Origin of the sequence: Cutibacterium acnes (genome assembly GCF_003030305.1) — a bacterium.
Classification (GTDB): domain Bacteria; phylum Actinomycetota; class Actinomycetes; order Propionibacteriales; family Propionibacteriaceae; genus Cutibacterium; species Cutibacterium acnes.
Window position 1 is genome coordinate 426,482 of the sequence record NZ_CP023676.1, and the last position, 18,148, is coordinate 444,629.

The 18,148-nt window shown below is 60.2% G+C and carries 20 protein-coding genes; 14 read left to right on the forward strand and 6 right to left on the reverse strand.

Annotation, left to right across the window (positions count from 1 at the left end):
• Genes CPA42_RS02095 through CPA42_RS02125 form a run of 7 tightly spaced genes read left to right on the forward strand, consistent with a single transcriptional unit; the run spans position 1 to position 3,361 of the window.
• Positions 1–186, forward strand: a complete 186-nt coding sequence (locus CPA42_RS02095; RefSeq protein WP_002515062.1) for a DUF2273 domain-containing protein — start codon at positions 1–3, stop codon at positions 184–186.
• Positions 186–599: an Asp23/Gls24 family envelope stress response protein gene (locus tag CPA42_RS02100; RefSeq protein WP_002515081.1), complete on the forward strand. Its 414-nt coding sequence runs from the start codon at positions 186–188 to the stop codon at positions 597–599. The genes CPA42_RS02095 and CPA42_RS02100 overlap by 1 nt, the downstream gene beginning before the upstream one ends.
• A gap of 1 nt (position 600) precedes the next feature.
• Positions 601–1,155 (forward strand): DUF6286 domain-containing protein, encoded by a 555-nt coding sequence (locus CPA42_RS02105; RefSeq protein ID WP_002515082.1) that lies wholly within the window; start codon positions 601–603, stop codon positions 1,153–1,155.
• Positions 1,152–1,868, forward strand: a complete 717-nt coding sequence (gene amaP / locus CPA42_RS02110; protein WP_002515053.1) for an alkaline shock response membrane anchor protein AmaP — start codon at positions 1,152–1,154, stop codon at positions 1,866–1,868. Before CPA42_RS02105 ends, amaP begins: the two co-directional genes overlap by 4 nt.
• A gap of 56 nt (positions 1,869–1,924) precedes the next feature.
• Positions 1,925–2,500 (forward strand): RNA polymerase sigma factor, encoded by a 576-nt coding sequence (locus tag CPA42_RS02115; protein ID WP_002515077.1) that lies wholly within the window; start codon positions 1,925–1,927, stop codon positions 2,498–2,500.
• Positions 2,491–3,015, forward strand: a complete 525-nt coding sequence (locus tag CPA42_RS02120; protein WP_002515097.1) for an Asp23/Gls24 family envelope stress response protein — start codon at positions 2,491–2,493, stop codon at positions 3,013–3,015. Before CPA42_RS02115 ends, CPA42_RS02120 begins: the two co-directional genes overlap by 10 nt.
• Positions 3,008–3,361: a hypothetical protein gene (locus CPA42_RS02125; RefSeq protein WP_002515092.1), complete on the forward strand. Its 354-nt coding sequence runs from the start codon at positions 3,008–3,010 to the stop codon at positions 3,359–3,361. The genes CPA42_RS02120 and CPA42_RS02125 overlap by 8 nt, the downstream gene beginning before the upstream one ends.
• A gap of 65 nt (positions 3,362–3,426) precedes the next feature.
• Here the strand turns inward: CPA42_RS02125 and CPA42_RS02130 are convergent, their stop codons facing one another.
• On the reverse strand, positions 3,427–4,527 hold the full coding sequence (locus CPA42_RS02130; protein ID WP_002515080.1) for an ABC transporter ATP-binding protein: 1,101 nt from the start codon (positions 4,525–4,527) through the stop codon (positions 3,427–3,429).
• Positions 4,528–5,279: 752 nt separating this feature from the next.
• The gene (locus tag CPA42_RS02140) at positions 5,280–6,716 is read right to left on the reverse strand and encodes an L-serine ammonia-lyase (RefSeq protein WP_002515101.1); all 1,437 of its coding nucleotides are present in this window, start codon (positions 6,714–6,716) and stop codon (positions 5,280–5,282) included.
• Between the two features lie 24 nt (positions 6,717–6,740).
• On the opposite strand from CPA42_RS02140, the gene CPA42_RS02145 reads away from it, so the two are divergent.
• From CPA42_RS02145 to CPA42_RS02175, 7 genes are all read left to right on the forward strand, one after another.
• Positions 6,741–6,971, forward strand: a complete 231-nt coding sequence (locus tag CPA42_RS02145; protein ID WP_002515089.1) for a hypothetical protein — start codon at positions 6,741–6,743, stop codon at positions 6,969–6,971.
• Positions 6,972–7,006: 35 nt separating this feature from the next.
• Entirely contained in the window at positions 7,007–9,367 is a 2,361-nt protein-coding gene (locus CPA42_RS02150; protein WP_002525207.1) for an ROK family protein, read from the forward strand.
• 22 nt (positions 9,368–9,389) lie between these two features.
• On the forward strand, positions 9,390–10,682 hold the full coding sequence (locus CPA42_RS02155; protein WP_002515100.1) for an ABC transporter substrate-binding protein: 1,293 nt from the start codon (positions 9,390–9,392) through the stop codon (positions 10,680–10,682).
• Entirely contained in the window at positions 10,679–11,635 is a 957-nt protein-coding gene (locus CPA42_RS02160; RefSeq protein WP_002515059.1) for a carbohydrate ABC transporter permease, read from the forward strand. The genes CPA42_RS02155 and CPA42_RS02160 overlap by 4 nt, the downstream gene beginning before the upstream one ends.
• Positions 11,628–12,386, forward strand: a complete 759-nt coding sequence (locus CPA42_RS02165; RefSeq protein WP_002515107.1) for a carbohydrate ABC transporter permease — start codon at positions 11,628–11,630, stop codon at positions 12,384–12,386. The genes CPA42_RS02160 and CPA42_RS02165 overlap by 8 nt, the downstream gene beginning before the upstream one ends.
• A gap of 353 nt (positions 12,387–12,739) precedes the next feature.
• Positions 12,740–13,777 carry an L-threonine 3-dehydrogenase gene (tdh, locus tag CPA42_RS02170; protein ID WP_002515111.1) on the forward strand — a complete coding sequence of 346 codons (1,038 nt, stop codon included), beginning with the start codon at positions 12,740–12,742 and terminating at the stop codon, positions 13,775–13,777.
• A 37-nt stretch (positions 13,778–13,814) separates the two neighbouring features.
• The gene (locus CPA42_RS02175; RefSeq protein ID WP_002518749.1) at positions 13,815–14,999 is read left to right on the forward strand and encodes a glycine C-acetyltransferase; all 1,185 of its coding nucleotides are present in this window, start codon (positions 13,815–13,817) and stop codon (positions 14,997–14,999) included.
• 16 nt (positions 15,000–15,015) lie between these two features.
• Here CPA42_RS02175 and CPA42_RS02180 read toward each other — a convergent pair whose 3' ends face one another.
• Genes CPA42_RS02180 through CPA42_RS02195 form a run of 4 tightly spaced genes read right to left on the reverse strand, consistent with a single transcriptional unit; the run spans position 15,016 to position 18,133 of the window.
• Positions 15,016–15,951 (reverse strand): ABC transporter substrate-binding protein, encoded by a 936-nt coding sequence (locus CPA42_RS02180; RefSeq protein WP_002518750.1) that lies wholly within the window; start codon positions 15,949–15,951, stop codon positions 15,016–15,018.
• A 9-nt stretch (positions 15,952–15,960) separates the two neighbouring features.
• The gene (locus tag CPA42_RS02185) at positions 15,961–16,656 is read right to left on the reverse strand and encodes an ABC transporter permease (RefSeq protein WP_002515074.1); all 696 of its coding nucleotides are present in this window, start codon (positions 16,654–16,656) and stop codon (positions 15,961–15,963) included.
• Positions 16,653–17,300 carry an ABC transporter permease gene (locus tag CPA42_RS02190; RefSeq protein WP_002515068.1) on the reverse strand — a complete coding sequence of 216 codons (648 nt, stop codon included), beginning with the start codon at positions 17,298–17,300 and terminating at the stop codon, positions 16,653–16,655. The genes CPA42_RS02185 and CPA42_RS02190 overlap by 4 nt, the downstream gene beginning before the upstream one ends.
• On the reverse strand, positions 17,297–18,133 hold the full coding sequence (locus CPA42_RS02195) for an ABC transporter ATP-binding protein (RefSeq protein WP_002515103.1): 837 nt from the start codon (positions 18,131–18,133) through the stop codon (positions 17,297–17,299). The genes CPA42_RS02190 and CPA42_RS02195 overlap by 4 nt, the downstream gene beginning before the upstream one ends.
• Between the last annotated feature and the right edge of the window lie 15 nt (positions 18,134–18,148).

An 18,148-nucleotide genomic window follows, 5' to 3' on the forward strand; every position in this document is an offset into this window, starting at 1 on the left:
ATGAATGCATCGCGCATCGGAGCACTCGTTGGACTGCTGTTGGGTGTGATTGCAGTCTGTGTTGGTGTGTGGCAGGCGATTGTCGTGCTGGTGCTGGGGCTGCTCGGTCTCATCATTGGCCGGATCATTGACGGTCAGCTCGACGTGCACGACATTTTCGGCAAACCAAGTCAACGGAACCGTTGATGTCCGCCGGCACCACACGCGTACGTTCGGTGCCCTCGCTGGCGGTCCACAATCGTGAGAAGGCTAGTCGTGGAACCCTAACGGTCACAACAGCGGTCGTCGAGAAAGTCGCTGCTCGCGTGGCGGCTCAAAGCGAGGGTTTCGGGGCTCCCACCTCGTCCTTCTTCGGATCAGGCTCGCGCGCCGACTTCGACCGAGGCCCGAAGGTTAGTGCGGTCCTTACCGGCCGTACGGCTGATCTTGAGGTGGAGGTTGCCATTGGCTACCCCGCCCCCGTTCAAGCTCAGTGTGATGATCTGCGAGCCCGATTGACCGAGCAGGTACCGAAGATGTCCGGAGTGGATATTCGCACGATTGACATCCTGGTGAGCCGGGTCGTCAGCAAAGCCCCGACGATGAAGGAGTTGACCTGAGATGAGCAAGCAGTACGTGTCTCCTCCTCTCATTCGTCGACCCTCCCGGACGCTTCCGGTGACGATCCTGGCTGTCGTGCTCCTGGCAGCCGGGGTGGTGGCCATCATCGCTGCTATCCAACGACTCCAGCACGGATCCTTGCCGCAGTGGGTGGCCTGGGGGCGTGGTCACATGACCACCGCGTCATGGCTCAACGACACTGCCCTGACAGTGGCCATTGTTATCGGTGTCGTCGCGCTGCTGTTTCTGATATGGGCCTTCAAGCCGGGACGGACATCTGGGGTGTTTCTTCAACCGAGCGAGGGTGCTCCTGACAATCGGGAGATCGTCATGGACAACTCGGACCTGACAGGGTGGCTGTCTCGCTGGCTTGACGAGGAGGACGGCGTCGCATCATCAGTAGTAAAACGTCGTGGCAAAACTCTCAAGGTCCACGCCGAGACTGACGTCAAGGACCCAGAGGTGATGCGGGAGCAGCTCACGACGAGAATCGCTGCCCGCGTTGATTCGCTGGGGTTGGAACAACCCCTGAAGGTGGAAGTGAGGTTGCGATGAAGGGCCGCGCAAATAGAACACGACTCGCCGTCGTCGGGATCATCGGTCTGGTAGTGGTTGCGTGGTTCATGCTGGTGCGGTTCAACGTCGTCTCGTCGTGGGGATGGCGGCAGCCCAAACCCGACGCCCCTATCGTCGACGTGCCGAAGGCATGGCGAACTGACTACGCATCATGGGCTCTGCTCATTGTCGGGATCTTAGTCGCGGTGATTGGGTTGGTCTGGCTGCTTCGTCAGTTCTCGTCGAGCAATCGGGCCCACACCTACGGCATGAGCCACGAGGCGGACCACGGCTCAACAGTGCTGTCCACAGACGCTCTGGGAAGGGCCGTTGAGGAGCAGATCGAGGAGTTCCCCGGAGTCAGTAGCGCTAGCGTGAGATTCTTTGGAGCCCGTGTGGCTCCCGAGATGATGGTTCAGATCGACATCGATGACCGCGCCGACGTGCGAAAGCTCGTCGACCGGTTGGAGTCCGAAGTGGCTCGCGACGTCGAGGCGACCCTGGACGCGAAGCTGGTGCGGTTTGGGACGAAACTGCGGACCGGAGCACACGTCACTGGAATGGGCGTGAGCCACGTCGGTGTGACCGAAGTGCCCAACATTGACGATTCGGGAGACAGTCTTCCTGCCAATCCGATGCCGAAATCGACATTTCTTCAAGAAAAGTCCGACCGGGCCAAGCCGAGGACTCGCGAGGGGAAGGTGCTCGCCTAAGGTGCGCTGGCGGTCGAGGACACAGAAGTGCCCTCGACCGCTGCTAGCGTCTAATCATGGTCAGCAGAGTCGATGGTCACGGTGGCGACGAGGTCATCCTGGCAGACATTCGCGCTGCTCAGGACGGAGATGCCGGCGCTTATGCTCGCATCGTCAAATCGTGGGGCGGGCGGCTTTTGAGATTCTGCCGTAACAACCTTCCGGCTACGATAGACGCCGAAGATGTCGTTCAGGACGTTTTGCTCACTGCCTGGCAGAAATTGCCTGGCCTCGACGACCGGTCCAGATTCAGGGCGTGGATGTACACCATCGCTCGTAACCGGTGCCGGGAGGTTATTCGGACCGCAGGGAGGCGCGCTACCGATCCGGTGTCTCCGGAGGAGGTTGCGGTAAAGATCGATTCCAGGCAGGACCCAGCGAGGGCTCATGCCAGAGACGCAGCAATGATGGCGCTGCGAAAGAGTGTTGCTGGGTTACCGGATACCCAGAGAAGTATTTGGGTAATGGCCCAGATAGACGGTCTCGGATATGCCGAGATCGCCGATATTGAGGGATTACCATTGTCCACCGTCCGGGGTCGTTTAGCTCGGGCGAGGGCCACCATTGCGAAGGAGATGGAGTCATGGAGGTGAAGCTCGCTTGTGGCGCGGATATGAACCGCGTTTGGGAGGGAGCGACACAGCCTCTCACAGAACATGAGGCCGAGTGCCCAGCTTGCCAAGCTGTGCGCATTGAGGCTCTTCGTGCTGATCAGCTGCGTGACGACACGGTTGCTGAGGATGCGCAGACCAAGGTAGTCGTCGATCCACTGAAGCTAAGCTCAGTGTGGAGGTCATACGCTGCTGACCTCTCGCCGCGCCACTGTGTTTTCGATGATGACGGCGGTCAAGTGGAAGTCCGAGAAACCGTGCTTGCCGCGATTGTGCGTAACAGCCTTGCCGACTGCGAGGACGGGAGACTTAATCGGATTCGGTTCTCGGTGCCCCACACCCCATTGAGACTTCGCATTGATTTATCTGTCGCGCGAGGGGTGCGGATACCTGATTGTGCCGAGCGGGTGCGTCACCGCATTTCGACGGCGATGACCCGTGAGCTTGGTGGCCGTCCGGAAGCGATCGACATCATCGTGGAGGATATCCATGTCTGAGCTTAAGAACGACGACGTCGTCTCTGGAACGCTGCTGACGGGCGAACACATCATCGATGACCTAGCGGGGATCATTGTCACTACCGTCCGTAACACCCCGGGAGTGACGCGACTCGTGAAGCCGTGGTGGCGTCGAATTGGTAATGATGACCGCTCAGCGATACGGATCAGCGAGGAGGATGGGCTTAGCGAGGTCAAGGTGGAGGTTACTGTCGACCTGACGGTGCCTATCGTGCAGTTGACACAGGACCTTCGTCACCGGGTTTCTACCGCCATTACCCAGTCGGGACGCACTCCAGGCAAGGTAGACATTGTCGTATCCAAAGTTGAGCCCAATAACGAGTGATCTGAACCCATGAAACACGACGAGGCCCCCAGTCATACCGGGGGCCTCGTGGCGTTCATCGAGGGTCAGGAGATGCGCTCGGTGGTCTCCTGGCTGAAGACGTGGACAGAGGCAGGGTCTACGCCCAGACGTACCTGCTCGCCACGCTGCGGAGGACGACGCGAAGAAATACGGGCGACAACCTGGTGAGCCTCGCCATCCTCGATGGAGGCCTGCTTGCCGGATCCGACGAGGGAGCCGTACAGGTAGGCGTCAGCTCCGAGCTCCTCGACAACAGCAACGTCGAGTCCGATGCCCTCGCTGGCGAGGGTGAATGCCTCCGGGCGGATACCGAGGGTGAGCTTGGTCTCGTTCGGGACCTTAGCTAGGACGTCGCGAGAAACCGGGACAACGTAGTCACCGAGCTCGACGCCGCCGTCAACGACATCACCTTCCATGAGGTTCATAGCGGGGGAGCCGATGAAGCCAGCGACGAAGAGGTTCTTCGGAGTGTCGTAAAGAGCGAGAGGAGAATCGACCTGTTGTAGAACGCCGTCCCTCATAACAGCAACGCGGTCGCCCATCGTCATGGCCTCAACCTGATCGTGGGTCACGTAGACGGTGGTCACGCCAAGGCGTTGCTGCAGGGCGGCGATCTGGGTACGGGTCTGGACGCGCAGCTTGGCATCGAGGTTCGACAATGGCTCGTCCATGAGGAAGACCTGTGGGTTACGAACAATCGCACGACCCATGGCGACGCGCTGACGCTGACCACCGGAGAGTGCCTTCGGCTTACGGTTAAGGAAGTCCTCCAGGCCGAGAAGCTTGGCGGCTTCCAGGACGCGCTGCTGGCGTTCAGCCTTCGGCACGTTCTGCATCTTGAGGGCAAAGCCCATGTTGTCGGCCACGGTCATGTGGGGGTACAGGGCGTAGTTCTGGAAGACCATGGCGATGTCACGGTCCTTCGGGGGAAGATCAGTGACATCGCGGTCCCCGATCCAGATGGAGCCGGCATTGACCTCTTCGAGGCCGGCTAGCATTCGCAGAGAGGTCGACTTACCGCAGCCAGACGGTCCCACGAGGACCATGAACTCCCCGTCGCCAATGTCGAGGTCGAGCTTGCTGACGGCTGCGCGATCGGTGCCCGGATAAACCCGAGTCGCCTCCTTATATTGCACGGTTGCCATGACCGTTGTTCCTTTCCACGGGCAGGTACGTGCCCGACGATCCGTTGTGGAAAATCGGTGACGGATGTCACCGGGTCCCTCCGAGGTTTCGAGGAGCCAAAATTGATCATAATGGACACAACCCACAAAGGTGGGCCGGGGGGTGAAGATGCAGCGATTCTCCTTGTCAAGTGGCGAATTTTCCGCGTGAGGGGAACTATGAATGAGGTCTTGCCGCAATCTGGCACAGGATGGTCGTCCCGGGACGTGCGCAGAGGACCACCCCTCATGTTCTTCTACATCGCGGCCCACTGGACTGTGGATTCACGGTTGTTCCCATGCGAGGCTGGTTCAGCTTAATCGCCGTCAAGGTCGAGAAAAAGTTTGTCGGTTGTTCCCATGCGAGGCTGGTTCAGCTTGGTTCGCTTTTCCGTTTCTTTAACCACCGGTCGCTCCCTTGCGGCAGTGACGGTATGTGGGGTGATTAACCACGGATTTGTGTAATAGATTCCCTAGGATTTTTGCTTGATCCTCCCGCGGTTTATCCCGCCTTTTATGGTGGAAAGTGTGGGCGGCGTTCGGGGCCAGAGGGTGTGGGCTCGGCCGTGCCAGGGTTGTCAGAGGATTCCACTGTGGTGCCCGTTCCTGCCAAAAATGCAATGGACAATTGTCAGATCAGCGGTGAAAAAACAGGGGACAACGTGTTGAACCGCCAATCCCGGCCCCTCGATGCGCCGAGCTGCTAGCACTCGCGTTGCCAATGCGCCGAGCTGCTAGCACTCGACGATATTCACGGCCAACCCACCGCGCGCCGTCTCCTTGTATTTGACCTTCATGTCGCGTCCGGTCTCCATCATCGTCTTCATGACCTGATCCAGACTGACGATCTGGGAGCCGTCCCCAGCCATGGCTAGGCGGGCAGCTGTGACGGCCTTGATAGCACCAAGGGCGTTGCGTTCAATGCACGGGATCTGTACTAGGCCCCCGACGGGGTCGCAGGTGAGCCCGAGGTGGTGCTCTAGGCCAATCTCGGCGGCGTTGCAGACCTGGGTCGGCGTCCCGCCCATGACCTGAGCTAGACCAGCCGCAGCCATTGAGCAGGCCACGCCGACCTCGCCCTGGCAGCCGACCTCGGCCCCAGAGATCGATGCGGACTGTTGGTAGATCTCCCCGACGGCGCCGGCCGCTAGCAGATAATTGACGATGAGGTCGTCATCACCGGTATCGACGCCAGGAGTGCCCGAATCGATGTCCGAACCGGGGGAGAGGAACTTCACCGCAAAGTGCAGGCAGGACGGGATGATGCCGGCCGCGCCGTTGGTAGGGGCGGTAACAATACGTCCACCCGCGGCGTTCTCCTCATTGACTGCCAACGCCCACACTGTTAGCCAGTCAACCGAGCCGAATGGTTCCGGCTTGCCCGGGGTGATCCGCTCCCGGGTGACAAGATCGTGGTGCATCTTCATGGCGCGGCGGCGCACATGCAGACCGCCCGGAAGAACGCCGGCGCGCGAGCAGCCGCGCTCGACGCAGGCGTGCATGACCGCCCAGATGTCGAGGAGCTGGCCGCGTATTTCCTCCTCTGCACGGAGGGTCATCTCATTGGCCATTGCGACTTCGGGGATGCTCATCCGATAGTCCGAGCACTGCTCGAGAAGTTCCTTGCCGGTCTTGAAAGGGTAAGGGACCGGTGCCGAGTCGCGCACGATGGCGGGGTGCTCGTCCTCTCCGTGCTCAACGACAAAACCGCCGCCGATGGAGTAGAAAGTGCGCTCGACCACGACTTCCTGGCCAGACCAGGCGGTGAACGTCATGCCGTTGGGATGAAAAGGGAGGGACCGGTTGCGGTGAAGGACAAGGTCGGTCGTGACGTCAAAGGAAATCTCCCGACCGCCATGGACAGCATCCAGAGTGATACGGCCATCATTGGCGATAGACGCGGCTCGAGCCGGAGTCTGATCCGTGTCGACGGTGGCCGGATCTTCGCCTTCCAGACCCAGCAAGACGGCGGCCTCAGACCCGTGTCCGTGCCCGGTCGCTCCCAACGAGCCGAAGAGCTCCGCACGCACGCGGGTGACCTCAGGCCATACCGGTGACTGAGCCAGATCAGTCACGAAAATCCGGGCGGCTCGCATGGGGCCGACGGTATGAGAACTAGACGGACCGATGCCGACCTTGAAGATATCGAAAACGCTGACTGCCACAGACATGATTCTGCCAAACCCGGGGCTGGAATGTTGTCCAAAGAGGTTGTGTCGGTTCACGGTGAAGCATGGTTCGCGAACCGAATAGACCAAGGCTCTCGAACCTGTCCCTGGGCCCTATGCACCATCGATGATCTTCTGGGGCGGCTAACCGGCCGGGGGCGGCCCTGCTCGACCTATAACCACTCGTCCCGGATGCGCGATGCCAACCAGATTTGCTCGAAGACCTTGACGAGCGTGCTTGCCGGGTTCAATATGTAACCACCTTTTGAAATACGCTTTCGAAACGGTTTTCCATGAGTTTCCGAGAGCGGGCACGAGATAAGCCCGGACAGGAGTGGCTGACGATGACCTCACAGGAGAGGCCGGCCGGTCGGGGCCAGCGCAAGGACGATGTGCTGCGCGAACTGCGTGCTGACGGTGCTCTGACTGCCGCTGAGCTGGTCGAACGCACCAGTCTGTCGCGGCCTACCATCATTTCGCTGCTGCGTGAGCTGGAGGAGGATGGATGGGTTTCCAGTGAAGTAGGTGGTCACGGTGCTCCTGGACGGCCTGCGACCGCGTGGGCTCCGGCTAGCCGTGCGGGGATCGTCATCGGCGCTGACGTGCTGGTCGACTCGATGCTGACTGTGGTGTCCACGTTTCACGGGAGAGTTCTCGAGGTCAGGACCGACCAACTCGTCGACCGGTGTCGTGAAGCGCGGCTCGATGTTGTTGCCGGTGTGATCGGGGAGGCGCGGGATCGTTGGTCGGAAGGGTTCGGCCTGCTCCGACAGGTCGCGGTGTCCACCACCGGAGTCGTCGACGGTCACGGCACCGTGCTGCGCAGCGATCTCGTCCCCCAGTGGGAGGGCCTTGATCTGGCTGCAGCGTTGGTGCAACGGCTCGGTGTGTCTGTTAGCGTCGAGAACGACATCAACATGGCAGCCTGGGGCGAATTTTGCTGCCGGCGTGGCCAGAGCCTCAGTTCCGACGGCGACATGCTGTTGGTGCAGATGACCAAAGGGCTGCACACCGGTCTGGTCCTAAGCGGGCGAATCCACCGTGGTCGGCAGTGGAATGCTGGCGAGATTAGCGACGTCCTCGACCTGCGTCTGGAGGACGGGCAGCACCCCGACGACGAGTGGATCGATCGGGCCGCCTTGACCATCGGGTCGGTGGCCGGGGTGGTGGATCCCGATCTCATTGTCGTAGCGGGGCCGACCAGCCGATCTTTGGACGTCATTCGACAGGTCATTGCGCGTCTGCATCAACGTCGGGTACCCGGTTCCGTCCCGGTACCGGCCGAGGTCGCTGCCCTGGGCCGTGCTGCCTCCGTCGTCGGAGCCGTCGACGTCGCACTAGGTCATGCGTCCGCGGCGTTCCTTGGTGTCGAGCGACCGCACCCGGTGGCTTTACAGGGTGTCGAGCGAATCCACCAAGAGGTCGAGAAAGGTCATCACAGCGTTATGGCGACAACAAGAGACAAGCGAACTATAGAGGTCCTGAGAGTAGGCGTGGTGGGAGTAGGGGCGCGTTCTCGACTCGCCCTGAATGCCGAGCTGGAGGGTAATGGCGGTGCCATCGTGGCCGTCTGCGAGCCTCACCACCTGGCCCGCCGACGGGTGGCGGATCGTCTCGGCAAGGACCCCGACTCCATCGTCATCACCAGCGACGTCGCGGGGCTCATCAGGGCAGGGATTGACGTCGCCTTCGTCACCTCCCCTGACGACACCCACGTCGAGGTGACTTGCGCCTTATTGGAGGCCGGTGTCCCCGTCTACTTGGAGAAACCATTGGCGATCACCCTGGAGTCGGCAACCAAGGTGCTGGTGACAGCCCATCGGACCGGGACGAAGCTGTACGTCGGCCACAACATGCGCCACATGAACGTCGTGAGGTCGATGCGTGACCTCATCCGTACCGGACGGATCGGTGAGGTCAAGGCGATTTGGTGCCGTCACTTCGTTGGCGCCGGAGGTGACTTCTACTTCAAGGATTGGCATGCTACGCGCGAGCATGGCACCGGGCTGCTGTTGCAGAAAGCAGCCCACGACATCGATGTCATGCACTGGTTCGCCGGCTCCCACACTACTGACGTCGTGGGTATGGGGGGACTGACTCTCTACGATCAGATTACCGATCGTTGTGACCACTCCGATGAACTCATGGGGGACTGGTACTCGTTGGACAACTGGCCGCCGTTGTCCCAGAAGGGGCTCAACCCGGTCATCGACGTCGAGGACCTGTCGATGGTGCTCATGCGCATGGAATCGGGGGTGTACGCCTCTTACCAGCAGTGCCACTATACGCCGGACTACTGGCGCAACTACACCGTCATCGGGACCGAGGGGCGCATCGAGAACTTCGGTGACGGTGAAGGCGGCGTCATTCGGCTGTGGAACACGCGCACCCACTACAACGCCGAGGGGGACGAGACCTTCCCGATCATTGGGGACGCCAATGGCCACGGAGACGCGGACGTGCTCACCGTCACTGAGTTCCTCAACTTCGTGCGCAACGGAACCCGTACCGACACGTCCCCATTGGGAGCCTGGTATGCGGTCGCGGCAGGAATCGAAGCCACCGAGTCCCTGCGGAGCGGGTCGACGCCGAGGATGGTGCCGTCCCTGGATGCGGAACTCGTGGAGTACTTCAACAACAACCAGGTCAAGTAAGGACCACGACCGAAGGACGATCATGGATCGAAGAGGATTCATCGCAGGTGCGGCGCTCGCCACTCTGGCTGTCGCAGGTTGCTCGTCGAGCAAGAAGGAGGCTGGCAGTGGGACCGCCAGCATCGCCCCTGACACCTCGGCGGAACTTGTTCTCGCCTACTGGGACAAGAACCAGACCAGGACCATTAAGGAGAATATCAAGTCGTTCAACAAGAAATATCCGAATGTCAAGGTCACCACGAATCTGGCTGGATATGAGGACTACTGGAAGAAATTGCGCACCCAGGCGCAGGGAAATGAATTGCCCGATGTTTTCTGGATGAACGGTCCCAATATTCAGCTCTATGCCGGCAACGGGATGCTGGCGCCGATCGACAAGGTCACCGATGCCGGTGTCAAGTGGTCGGACTACCCCGAAGCCCTCGTCAAGCTGTACACCTACGACGGCAAGCACTACGGCGTCCCCAAGGACTTCGACACCATTGGTGTCTTTTACAACAAGAAAATCTTCAAGGATGCTGGTGTTGAACTGCCGACCGCTGACTGGACATGGGATGACTTCCATGACAAGGCGAAGAAGATCTCCGACTGGGGCAAGTCGAAGGGGATATACGGCTGTGCGACGACCATCAACGGTGATGGCCAAGGAACGTACTACAACACCATCTTCCAAGCTGGTGGATTCGTCATCAAGGATGACAAGTCAGGATTTGACGATCCGAAGAGCACCGAGGGATTGCAGTGTTGGGCGGATTGGGTCAAGGACGGTTCGGTGGCGTCCCTGAAGGTCATCACCGACACCAAACCCTCTCAGATGTTCAAGAGCGGGAAATCGGCGATGTACTGGTCCGGTGACTGGACCGCCTCGGAACTTGCTGAGGAGTTTAAGGGACACGAGAACGACTATGACGTTATTGTCCTGCCCAAAAAAGACAGGAAGGCCACTGTCATTCACGGCCTGGGATGGGTGGTTTCAGCCAGGTCGGCCAACCAAGCCGCCGCACTGGCCCTCGTCGCCCACATGGGCTCCAAGCAGGCACAGGAGACGGAAGCTCGGAACGGTACCGCCATCCCGGCTTTCCACGGGACCCAGGATCCCTGGGTCAAGGCGTTCCCGCAGTGGAACTGCAAGATGTTCGTTGACGCTGCCACGACGTACGCAGTCACGTACCCGGTTAGCAGAAATACCAGCGTGTGGGCTGATAAAGAGGCTGACTACGTCAACCCGGCATTCTCCGGTGAGATGCCTGTCCCGGAGACGGCGAGGAAGCTCGCGACGTTCATGAATGATGCGCTGGCGAAGGAGAAGGGATGATTCACCCCGGCACGCGGGGCGACACCGCCGTCGCCCCACTCTCGAGCCGGTCAGGACACCGCAAGAAGAAGGACCCGACCAGCGTCGGAGCGTGGCCGGCCCTGTTCATCGGCCCGCTCATGCTCGGCATCGCAGTGTTCTACTACTGGCCGATTTTCGAGAACGTTGTTGCGTCGCTGAAGCAGACGAACGCTTTCGGTGGGAACCCACAGTTCGTCGGATTCGAGAACTATCGGGAACTGTTTGCTAGTCCGGACCTCAGGTCAGCGATCGGCAACACCTTGCTCTACACGGTCATCGTCCTGCTCGGCATTCCACTGTCGGTGGCTGTAGCGGCCATGATCGAGCTGCCCGGCCTGAGGTTCAAGGGGCTGTACCGGATCCTCTACTTCATGCCGTACCTTGCCATGCCGATGGCCGTCGCTCAGGTGCGGAAGATCGTCTACAACGGTCAGTTTGGTCTGCTTAACCAGATTCTTCGGAGCGTGGGGGTCTCCGATCCGCCCTACTGGCTGGTGTCACCTGGATGGGCGTTGTTCGCTGTTGCCCTGTTTGGGTTGTGGGCGTCGATCGGGTTCAACGTGATCATCCTGTCTGCGGGGCTGAAGTCGATCCCGCGGGAGCTGTACGAGGCCGCGTCCATTGACGGTGCCTCTGCCTGGCGACAGTTCCGGATGGTCACGGTGCCGTTGCTGTCCCCGTCGATCTTCTTCCTGACGATCATGACGACGATCGGTGGGTTCCAGTTGTTCGACGCGCTGTACGCGATGATCGGAACGGGGAACCCGGCTGAGCCGAGGACTCGCTCGTTGGTGTCGCTGTTTTACCGACAAGCCTTCGTCAACCATGACCAGGGGCTCGGTGCCGCCGTGGCGATCGTTATCTTTGCTCTCGTCGCCATCGTGACTCTCGCCCAGTTCCTGGGGCAGAAGAGATGGGTGAACTATGTCTGAGGTGAGTACGGGGTCCGAACTCTCCGCTGTAGAGGTGGCGGCCCTTGCCAAGCGGGGCGACACCGTCTCGCAGCGGCGCTTCGTCGGGGTGCACATCCTTCTGCTGCTCGGCGGAGTGCTCATGGTGTTCCCATTCGTGTACCAGATCCTCATGTCCTTGTCGACGAACATGGAGATCCAGTCCGTCCCGCCGAAGCTCATTCCCGACCGCTGGCAGTTCCACAATTACACCGAGGTGTTTACCCGTCTTCCTTTCCTCAAACAGTTTGGGGTGTCGGTGACGATCACGGTGTTGAGAACCGTCGTCCAACTGATTCTGTGCTCGATGGGGGGATATGCCTTCGCGCGAATGAAGTTCGGTGGCAAGTCGGTTCTCTTCGGGTTCGTCCTTGCAATCCTCATGGTGCCCGGGCAGTCGTATCTCATCGGCCAGTACGAGATCATTCGCGAACTGGGATTGTTGGAGACGCCATGGGGCATCGTCCTTCCTGGCTTCTTCTCGGCTTTCGGAGTGTTTCTCATGCGGCAGTCCTTCATGAGCCTGCCGGCCGAGCTGGAGGAGGCCGCAAGGCTCGATGGCTGCAATCCGTGGCAGACGTTTTGGCGAGTCATGGTGCCCGTCGTCAAACCAGGCTTGTTCGCGCTCATGATGGCGGCCTCCGTGATGGCCATGGCGCCGATCTTCCTCCTCTTCTTCTCGATGCAACGCAAGGTCATCGAGGGGCTCGCCAGTTCGGGGCTCAAGGGTTGAGCGCGGGTCGCTGGTTGTCGGGGGCTTCTGCCGGCATTGCCAAGACGTTTCCGGGGAAGTGGTTCGAGCGAGCCGATGTGGCTCATGTGGCGACGGATGGCCATGTCCTGACGGTGCCCAGGCGAGGCCTCTTTTTCGTAACGTTCTGCACGTGAGATATGGAGGAGTTGCAGACTAATTGGCGTGAGGACGTACCCGTCCGTCGAATGTCTGGCACATCTCAACGATGCCCCGTTTGCGGCTACGGGAAACGCTCACGGGAGATATCATAACCGCTGTGCTGCTGTGACGATGGTGGCACAGTGGTGTCAACACGAGGAAGTGTGGGGCGCTGCCCCGGAAAGTGAGGCTCGATGAAGGCTTTGGTCAAGACCCGCCCGGAGCCGGGTCTGGAGCTGGTGGAGGTCCCCGACCCGGTCGCTGGCCCCAACGACGTCATCGTCAAGGTGATGCGGACAGGAATCTGTGGCACCGACGTTCACATCGATAAATGGGACGGGTGGGCCGCCAAGACGGTGCACACCCCGCTGGTCCTCGGCCACGAGTTCTGCGGTGAGATTGTTGAACTCGGTTCGGAGGTCAATGATCTGGAGGTCGGACAGTTCGTCTCCGGCGAGGGGCACTATGTCTGCGGACGCTGCCGGGCCTGCCTAGCGGGCAAACGTCACCTGTGCCGCAACACCCAAGGTATTGGATATGCGGTCAACGGTGCCTACTGCCAGTACTTCGTCATGCCGGCTGGCAACGTCTGGGTACATCACATCCCGGACCTTGACCCCGACGTCGCGGCGATCTTTGACCCGTTCGGCAATGCCGTACACACCGCCTTGCAGTTCCCCTGCCTGGCCGAGGATGTCCTCGTTTCAGGTGCTGGGCCGATCGGCATCATGGCGGCCCTGGTCGCTCAGTTCCAAGGGGCGCGCAATGTCGTCGTTACCGACCTGTCCGACGAGAGGCTGGAGCTGGCTCAGCAACTGGGCCTGAAGAACGCCGTCAATGTTTCCCGCGAAGGTTTGGAGACGGTCTGGGACCGATTCGACATGAAGGAGGGGTTTGACATCGGCCTGGAGATGTCCGGGTCGGGGACAGCTTTAACATCCATGATTGACAATATGACTCATGGTGGACGGATTGCGTTGCTGGGAACCCCGAGCACTGACATCACCCTCGACTTTTCCAAGATCATCTTTAACATGATCACAATTCAGGGAGTGACCGGGCGTCAGATCTTCGAAACGTGGTACACCATGGCCTCCCTCATCCGTTCCGGTCTGGACATCTCCGGAATCATCACCGACCGATACCCCATCACGGAATTCCGGGAAGCCTTTGACGTCGCAGGCTCGGGCCACGGCGGCAAGGTTGTCATGAACTGGGAATGCCTCGACTGATAAGCGACTTAGAGGAAGGACAACTATGTACGGACCTATGAAAGACGAACTCAGCGCCAAGATCGCAGCCCTTAAGGAGGAGGGGCTGTATAAAGCTGAAGCCCCGCTGACCAGCCCCCAGTCGGGCAAGATCACCGTCGATGATGGGCGCGAGGTCATTAACCTGTGCGCGAATAATTACCTCGGTTTGGCTGATTCCCCGGTGCTCATTGAGGCTGCCAAGAAGGCTCTCGATGAATGGGGATTTGGGATGGCCTCGGTGCGGTTTATTTGTGGCACCCAGACCCTCCACCAGAAGCTCGAGCGAGCCATCACCGAATTCCTTCACCCCGATGACCCCGACAACTGGGACACCATTCTTTACTCATCCTGCTTTGACGCCAACGGCGGTCTTTTCGAGGTCCTTCTCGGCCCTGACGACGCGATCATTTCCGACGAGCTTAACCATGCCTCGATCATCGATGGGGTCCGGTTGTGCAAGGCCCAGCGCTTCCGTTACCGTAACCAGGACATGGCCGATCTTGAGGCCCAGCTGCAGGCTGCGAAGGACTGCAGGCACATCATGATCGCCACCGACGGCGTTTTCTCGATGGACGGGTTTGTTGCCCCGCTGCCGCAGATCTGTGACCTCGCCGAAAAGTATGGTGCCATGGTTATGGTCGACGACTCCCACGCTGCCGGGTTCGTCGGTGAACACGGCGCCGGGACCCCCGAGCAGTGGGGCGTTCGCGACCGCGTTGACGTCCTTACAGGCACCCTTGGCAAGGCATTGGGCGGTGCCTCAGGCGGCTACACCTGCTCCCATCGGGAAGTCGTCGAGATGCTGCGACAGAATTCGCGGCCCTATCTGTTTTCTAACTCGCTTGCCCCATCGATCGCCGGAGCATCGCTTGCTACCCTTGACTTGCTCAAATCCTCCGGCGACCTGCTCACCAAACTGCGCGAGAATACCGAGTACTTCCGCTCCGAGATGACTCGTCGCGGTTTCGAGATCCCCGAGTCAGATCACCCGATCGTGCCCGTCATGGTGGGTGACGCGGTCAAGGCCGCGAAGATGGCCGACGCCATGCTCGCCAAGGGCATTTATGTTCGCGCCTTCAGCTACCCGGTGGTTCCTAAGGGGAAGGCTCGCATCCGTACCCAGATGTCTGCCGGGCTCACCCGGGAACAGCTCGACAAGGCTATTAAGGCCTTCGAGGAGGCACGCGCGGAAATAGGCTAAACCATTGGCTGGCCGATTATGAGGCCAGCCCCCTTTGTGCTAACCAATCCTTGGCGATGGTGGCTGCGGATGCTTTTTCGTCTCCCTGAAAGCGCTGGTTCATCCCGATGAGATCGTCGGTGGTCAGCGCTTTCGACACCCTGGCCAGTTGGGCACGTGCCTTGTCATCAACCTTCTTACTTAAAAGTGGGACGACGTTTTGCGGCACGATGAGATGCCTGGGGTCGGAGAGGACGACGAGGTGCTGTTCCTTAATCGCTGGGGTCGTTGTGTAGAGGTCAACGAGATCAACCGTCCCCGAGGTCAGTGCCTTAACGGTGAGCGGGCCCGAGGAATCTGATAGGGCGGTGAACTTGACTATGGAGGATGGTACGCCGTACGCCTTCGTCAACCCCTTCGGGCCGTAGGGTCGTTCTTTGAGTTCGGGGTTGCCGCCCACTTTGAGGGAATCTAACGTGGCTAGATCGGTGAGGGAAGTCACCTTGTGGGTGTGTGAGAATTCGGTGGTGACGCACCAGGAATCGGCATCCTGAGCTGCCGAGGGTTCTCCCACCGACATACCGGCGGGCACGGCTTTGCGCAGGGAGGCCATGACGGACTTCTCGTCGGAGGCGGACGATGCCCCCTGGAAGAACTGCAGCAGATTTCCTGAGTACTCCGGGACGAGGTTGACCGAACCGTCTTGAAGGGCCTTGACGTAGACGTCTCGGGCACCGATCTGCATGCGACGTTTGATCGTGATCCCGACCGTCTCGAGACTCTGAGCGTAGACCTCGGCGATGATCTCAGATTCGGTAAAATTCGCCGAACCGACGATCAGGTCTGCGCTACCGGATCCCGAGCCATCCGAATTGAGGGGGTCGTTTGAGGAACATGCTGCCAGACCGGTCAGCAACGCTGTTCCGAGCAGGGTTCGGCGGGTCATGGGCGTTGTGATCATCGGGTGCTCCATTCGATGGGATCACTGCGGGGTGAGGGCCAAGGCGTGTCTGACACCCGGGCCAGTGAGTAAGCGGGTAACGAGGCAGAGCAGCCCGTCAACAACCAGAGCCAGCACGATGATGACGATGGATCCGGCGAGCATCTGTGGGTAGTCGGAGACCGCCAGCCCGTCAAGGATGAAACGGCCAAGACCCCCCATGCCCAAATATGAACATATTGTCGTCGTCGCGATCACCTGCAAGGCCGCCGACCTCAACCCGCCCAAGAGGAGGGGAGTGGCTAGCGGCAACTCGACGCGGCCCAGTACCTGCATCTCTGTCATGCCGCAGGCTCGAGCGCCGTCAGCTACCTCGTCGTCAATGGCGTCTACGCCGGAATAGCTACCGGCCAGCAGGGGTGGAATCGCCAGGATAGCTAGCACGATGGTGGAAGGTACGACGGGATTCTCGATTCCGATCGTTGTCGAGATCGCTAGCAGAGTGAGCAAGCCGAGAGAGGGGAGAGCACGCAAAGCTCCAGAACAAGCCACTGCGATAGTCTTTCCACGACCGGTATGACCGATAGCTAGCCCAGCAGGAATGGCGGTGATGGCGGCGATGGTGAGTGCCAGCAAGGTGTACCAAAGGTGCTCGCCGATGCGGACCCCGATAGATCCGGAACCGGCCCAGTGGGAGGAAGTCGTCAACCAAGTGAGAGCTGCTGCGATGTGGTTCATATCGTCGCTGCCCTCCGCCACGGAGTCAGGAGGCGACCGACGCAGACGATGACGAGATCGAAGATGATCGCCAGTACCAGGGTCCCGATAATTCCTACCCAGATCTCGGTGGGGAAGGAGCGCTGGTAGCCATCGGTGAAGAAGTAACCCAAAGAGGGCACACCGACTAGGGCTCCAACGCTGACTAAGGACAGGGTGGACGCCGAGACCACCCGCATTCCGGCAACGAGCGCGGGAACGGCGAGCGGCAAGGCGACCCGCCAGAACACCTGGGAATCCGAGTGGCCTATGGCGACGGCATCACGGCGTACCGATCGTCCCACCGAATCGAAGGCATCAGTGGCGGTGCGCACCAGCAGGGCAATGCCGTACAGGGTCAGCGCGACGACGACGTTGATCGGATCAAGGATCTTCGTTCCGAGGATGAGCGGCAAAAGGACGAACAGTGGCAGAGAAGGGAGGGCGTAGAGGACTGACGCGCCCGGCACAAGAATGCGCCTGGCGGTTCGCGCGCGGTGCGCCCACCATCCCAACGGGACCGACAGTAATAGGCTCAGTAGCACGGGAGTGACGCCTAGCACCGCGTGGTGGCTTGTGAGCTGCCAAATCTGATCCCAGTTCTCGCTAATCCATCGGGTGTTCACGAATTCTCCCGGACGGTTGTCGATGGCTGGTTGGCGAAACGCCCCACGAGTCGACCACCGGCATCAACGATGGTGGGGTGGTCATCATGTCGCTCCATGTGAAGGTTCCGGCGATCGCCACCAATGAAGGAGGAGACGAAGTCGTCAATCGGATGGAGGAGGACGTCGTCGGGTCGCCCTCGTTGCGCGACCTGGGCTTCCCGCCGCAAGACAAGCACCTCGTCGCCGAGCAGGAATGCCTCGTCAACGTCATGGGTGACGAAGACGATCGTCTTTGCTAGATCCGCCTGGATTTGCAGCAGACCCTGCTGTAACTCGGTCCGCACCACCGGGTCGACAGCACCGAAAGGCTCGTCCATGAGGAGGATGTCGGGGTTGGCGGCCAGGGCGCGTGCCACCCCGACTCGTTGTCGCTGCCCGCCTGATAGTTGGGTGGGGTATCGACGCGCCAAGGAAGAATCGAGGCCGACTCTTTCGAGTAAGTCCATCGCTCGGGTACGGGCAGCAGTCCGCGAAACCCCCGAGAGAAGGGGCACAGCGGCGATGTTGTCAACAACAGTGCGGTGGGGGAGCAATCCGCCCGATTGCATGACGTATCCGATCTGGCGGCGCAGCTTGACCGGATTGACGGTGGCGACATCAGTGTCGTCGATGAGTATTCGTCCTTCAGATGGATCAACCATCCGATTGACCATCCGCAGCAGGGTCGTCTTGCCACACCCCGAAGACCCCAGGAGGACCACCAGGTGGTGTGATTCCACTGTCAGTTCGAAGTTGTCGACGGCGACTGTTCCGTCATCGAAACGTTTGCTGACGTGGTCGAAACGGATCATGTGGTCCTTCCTCGC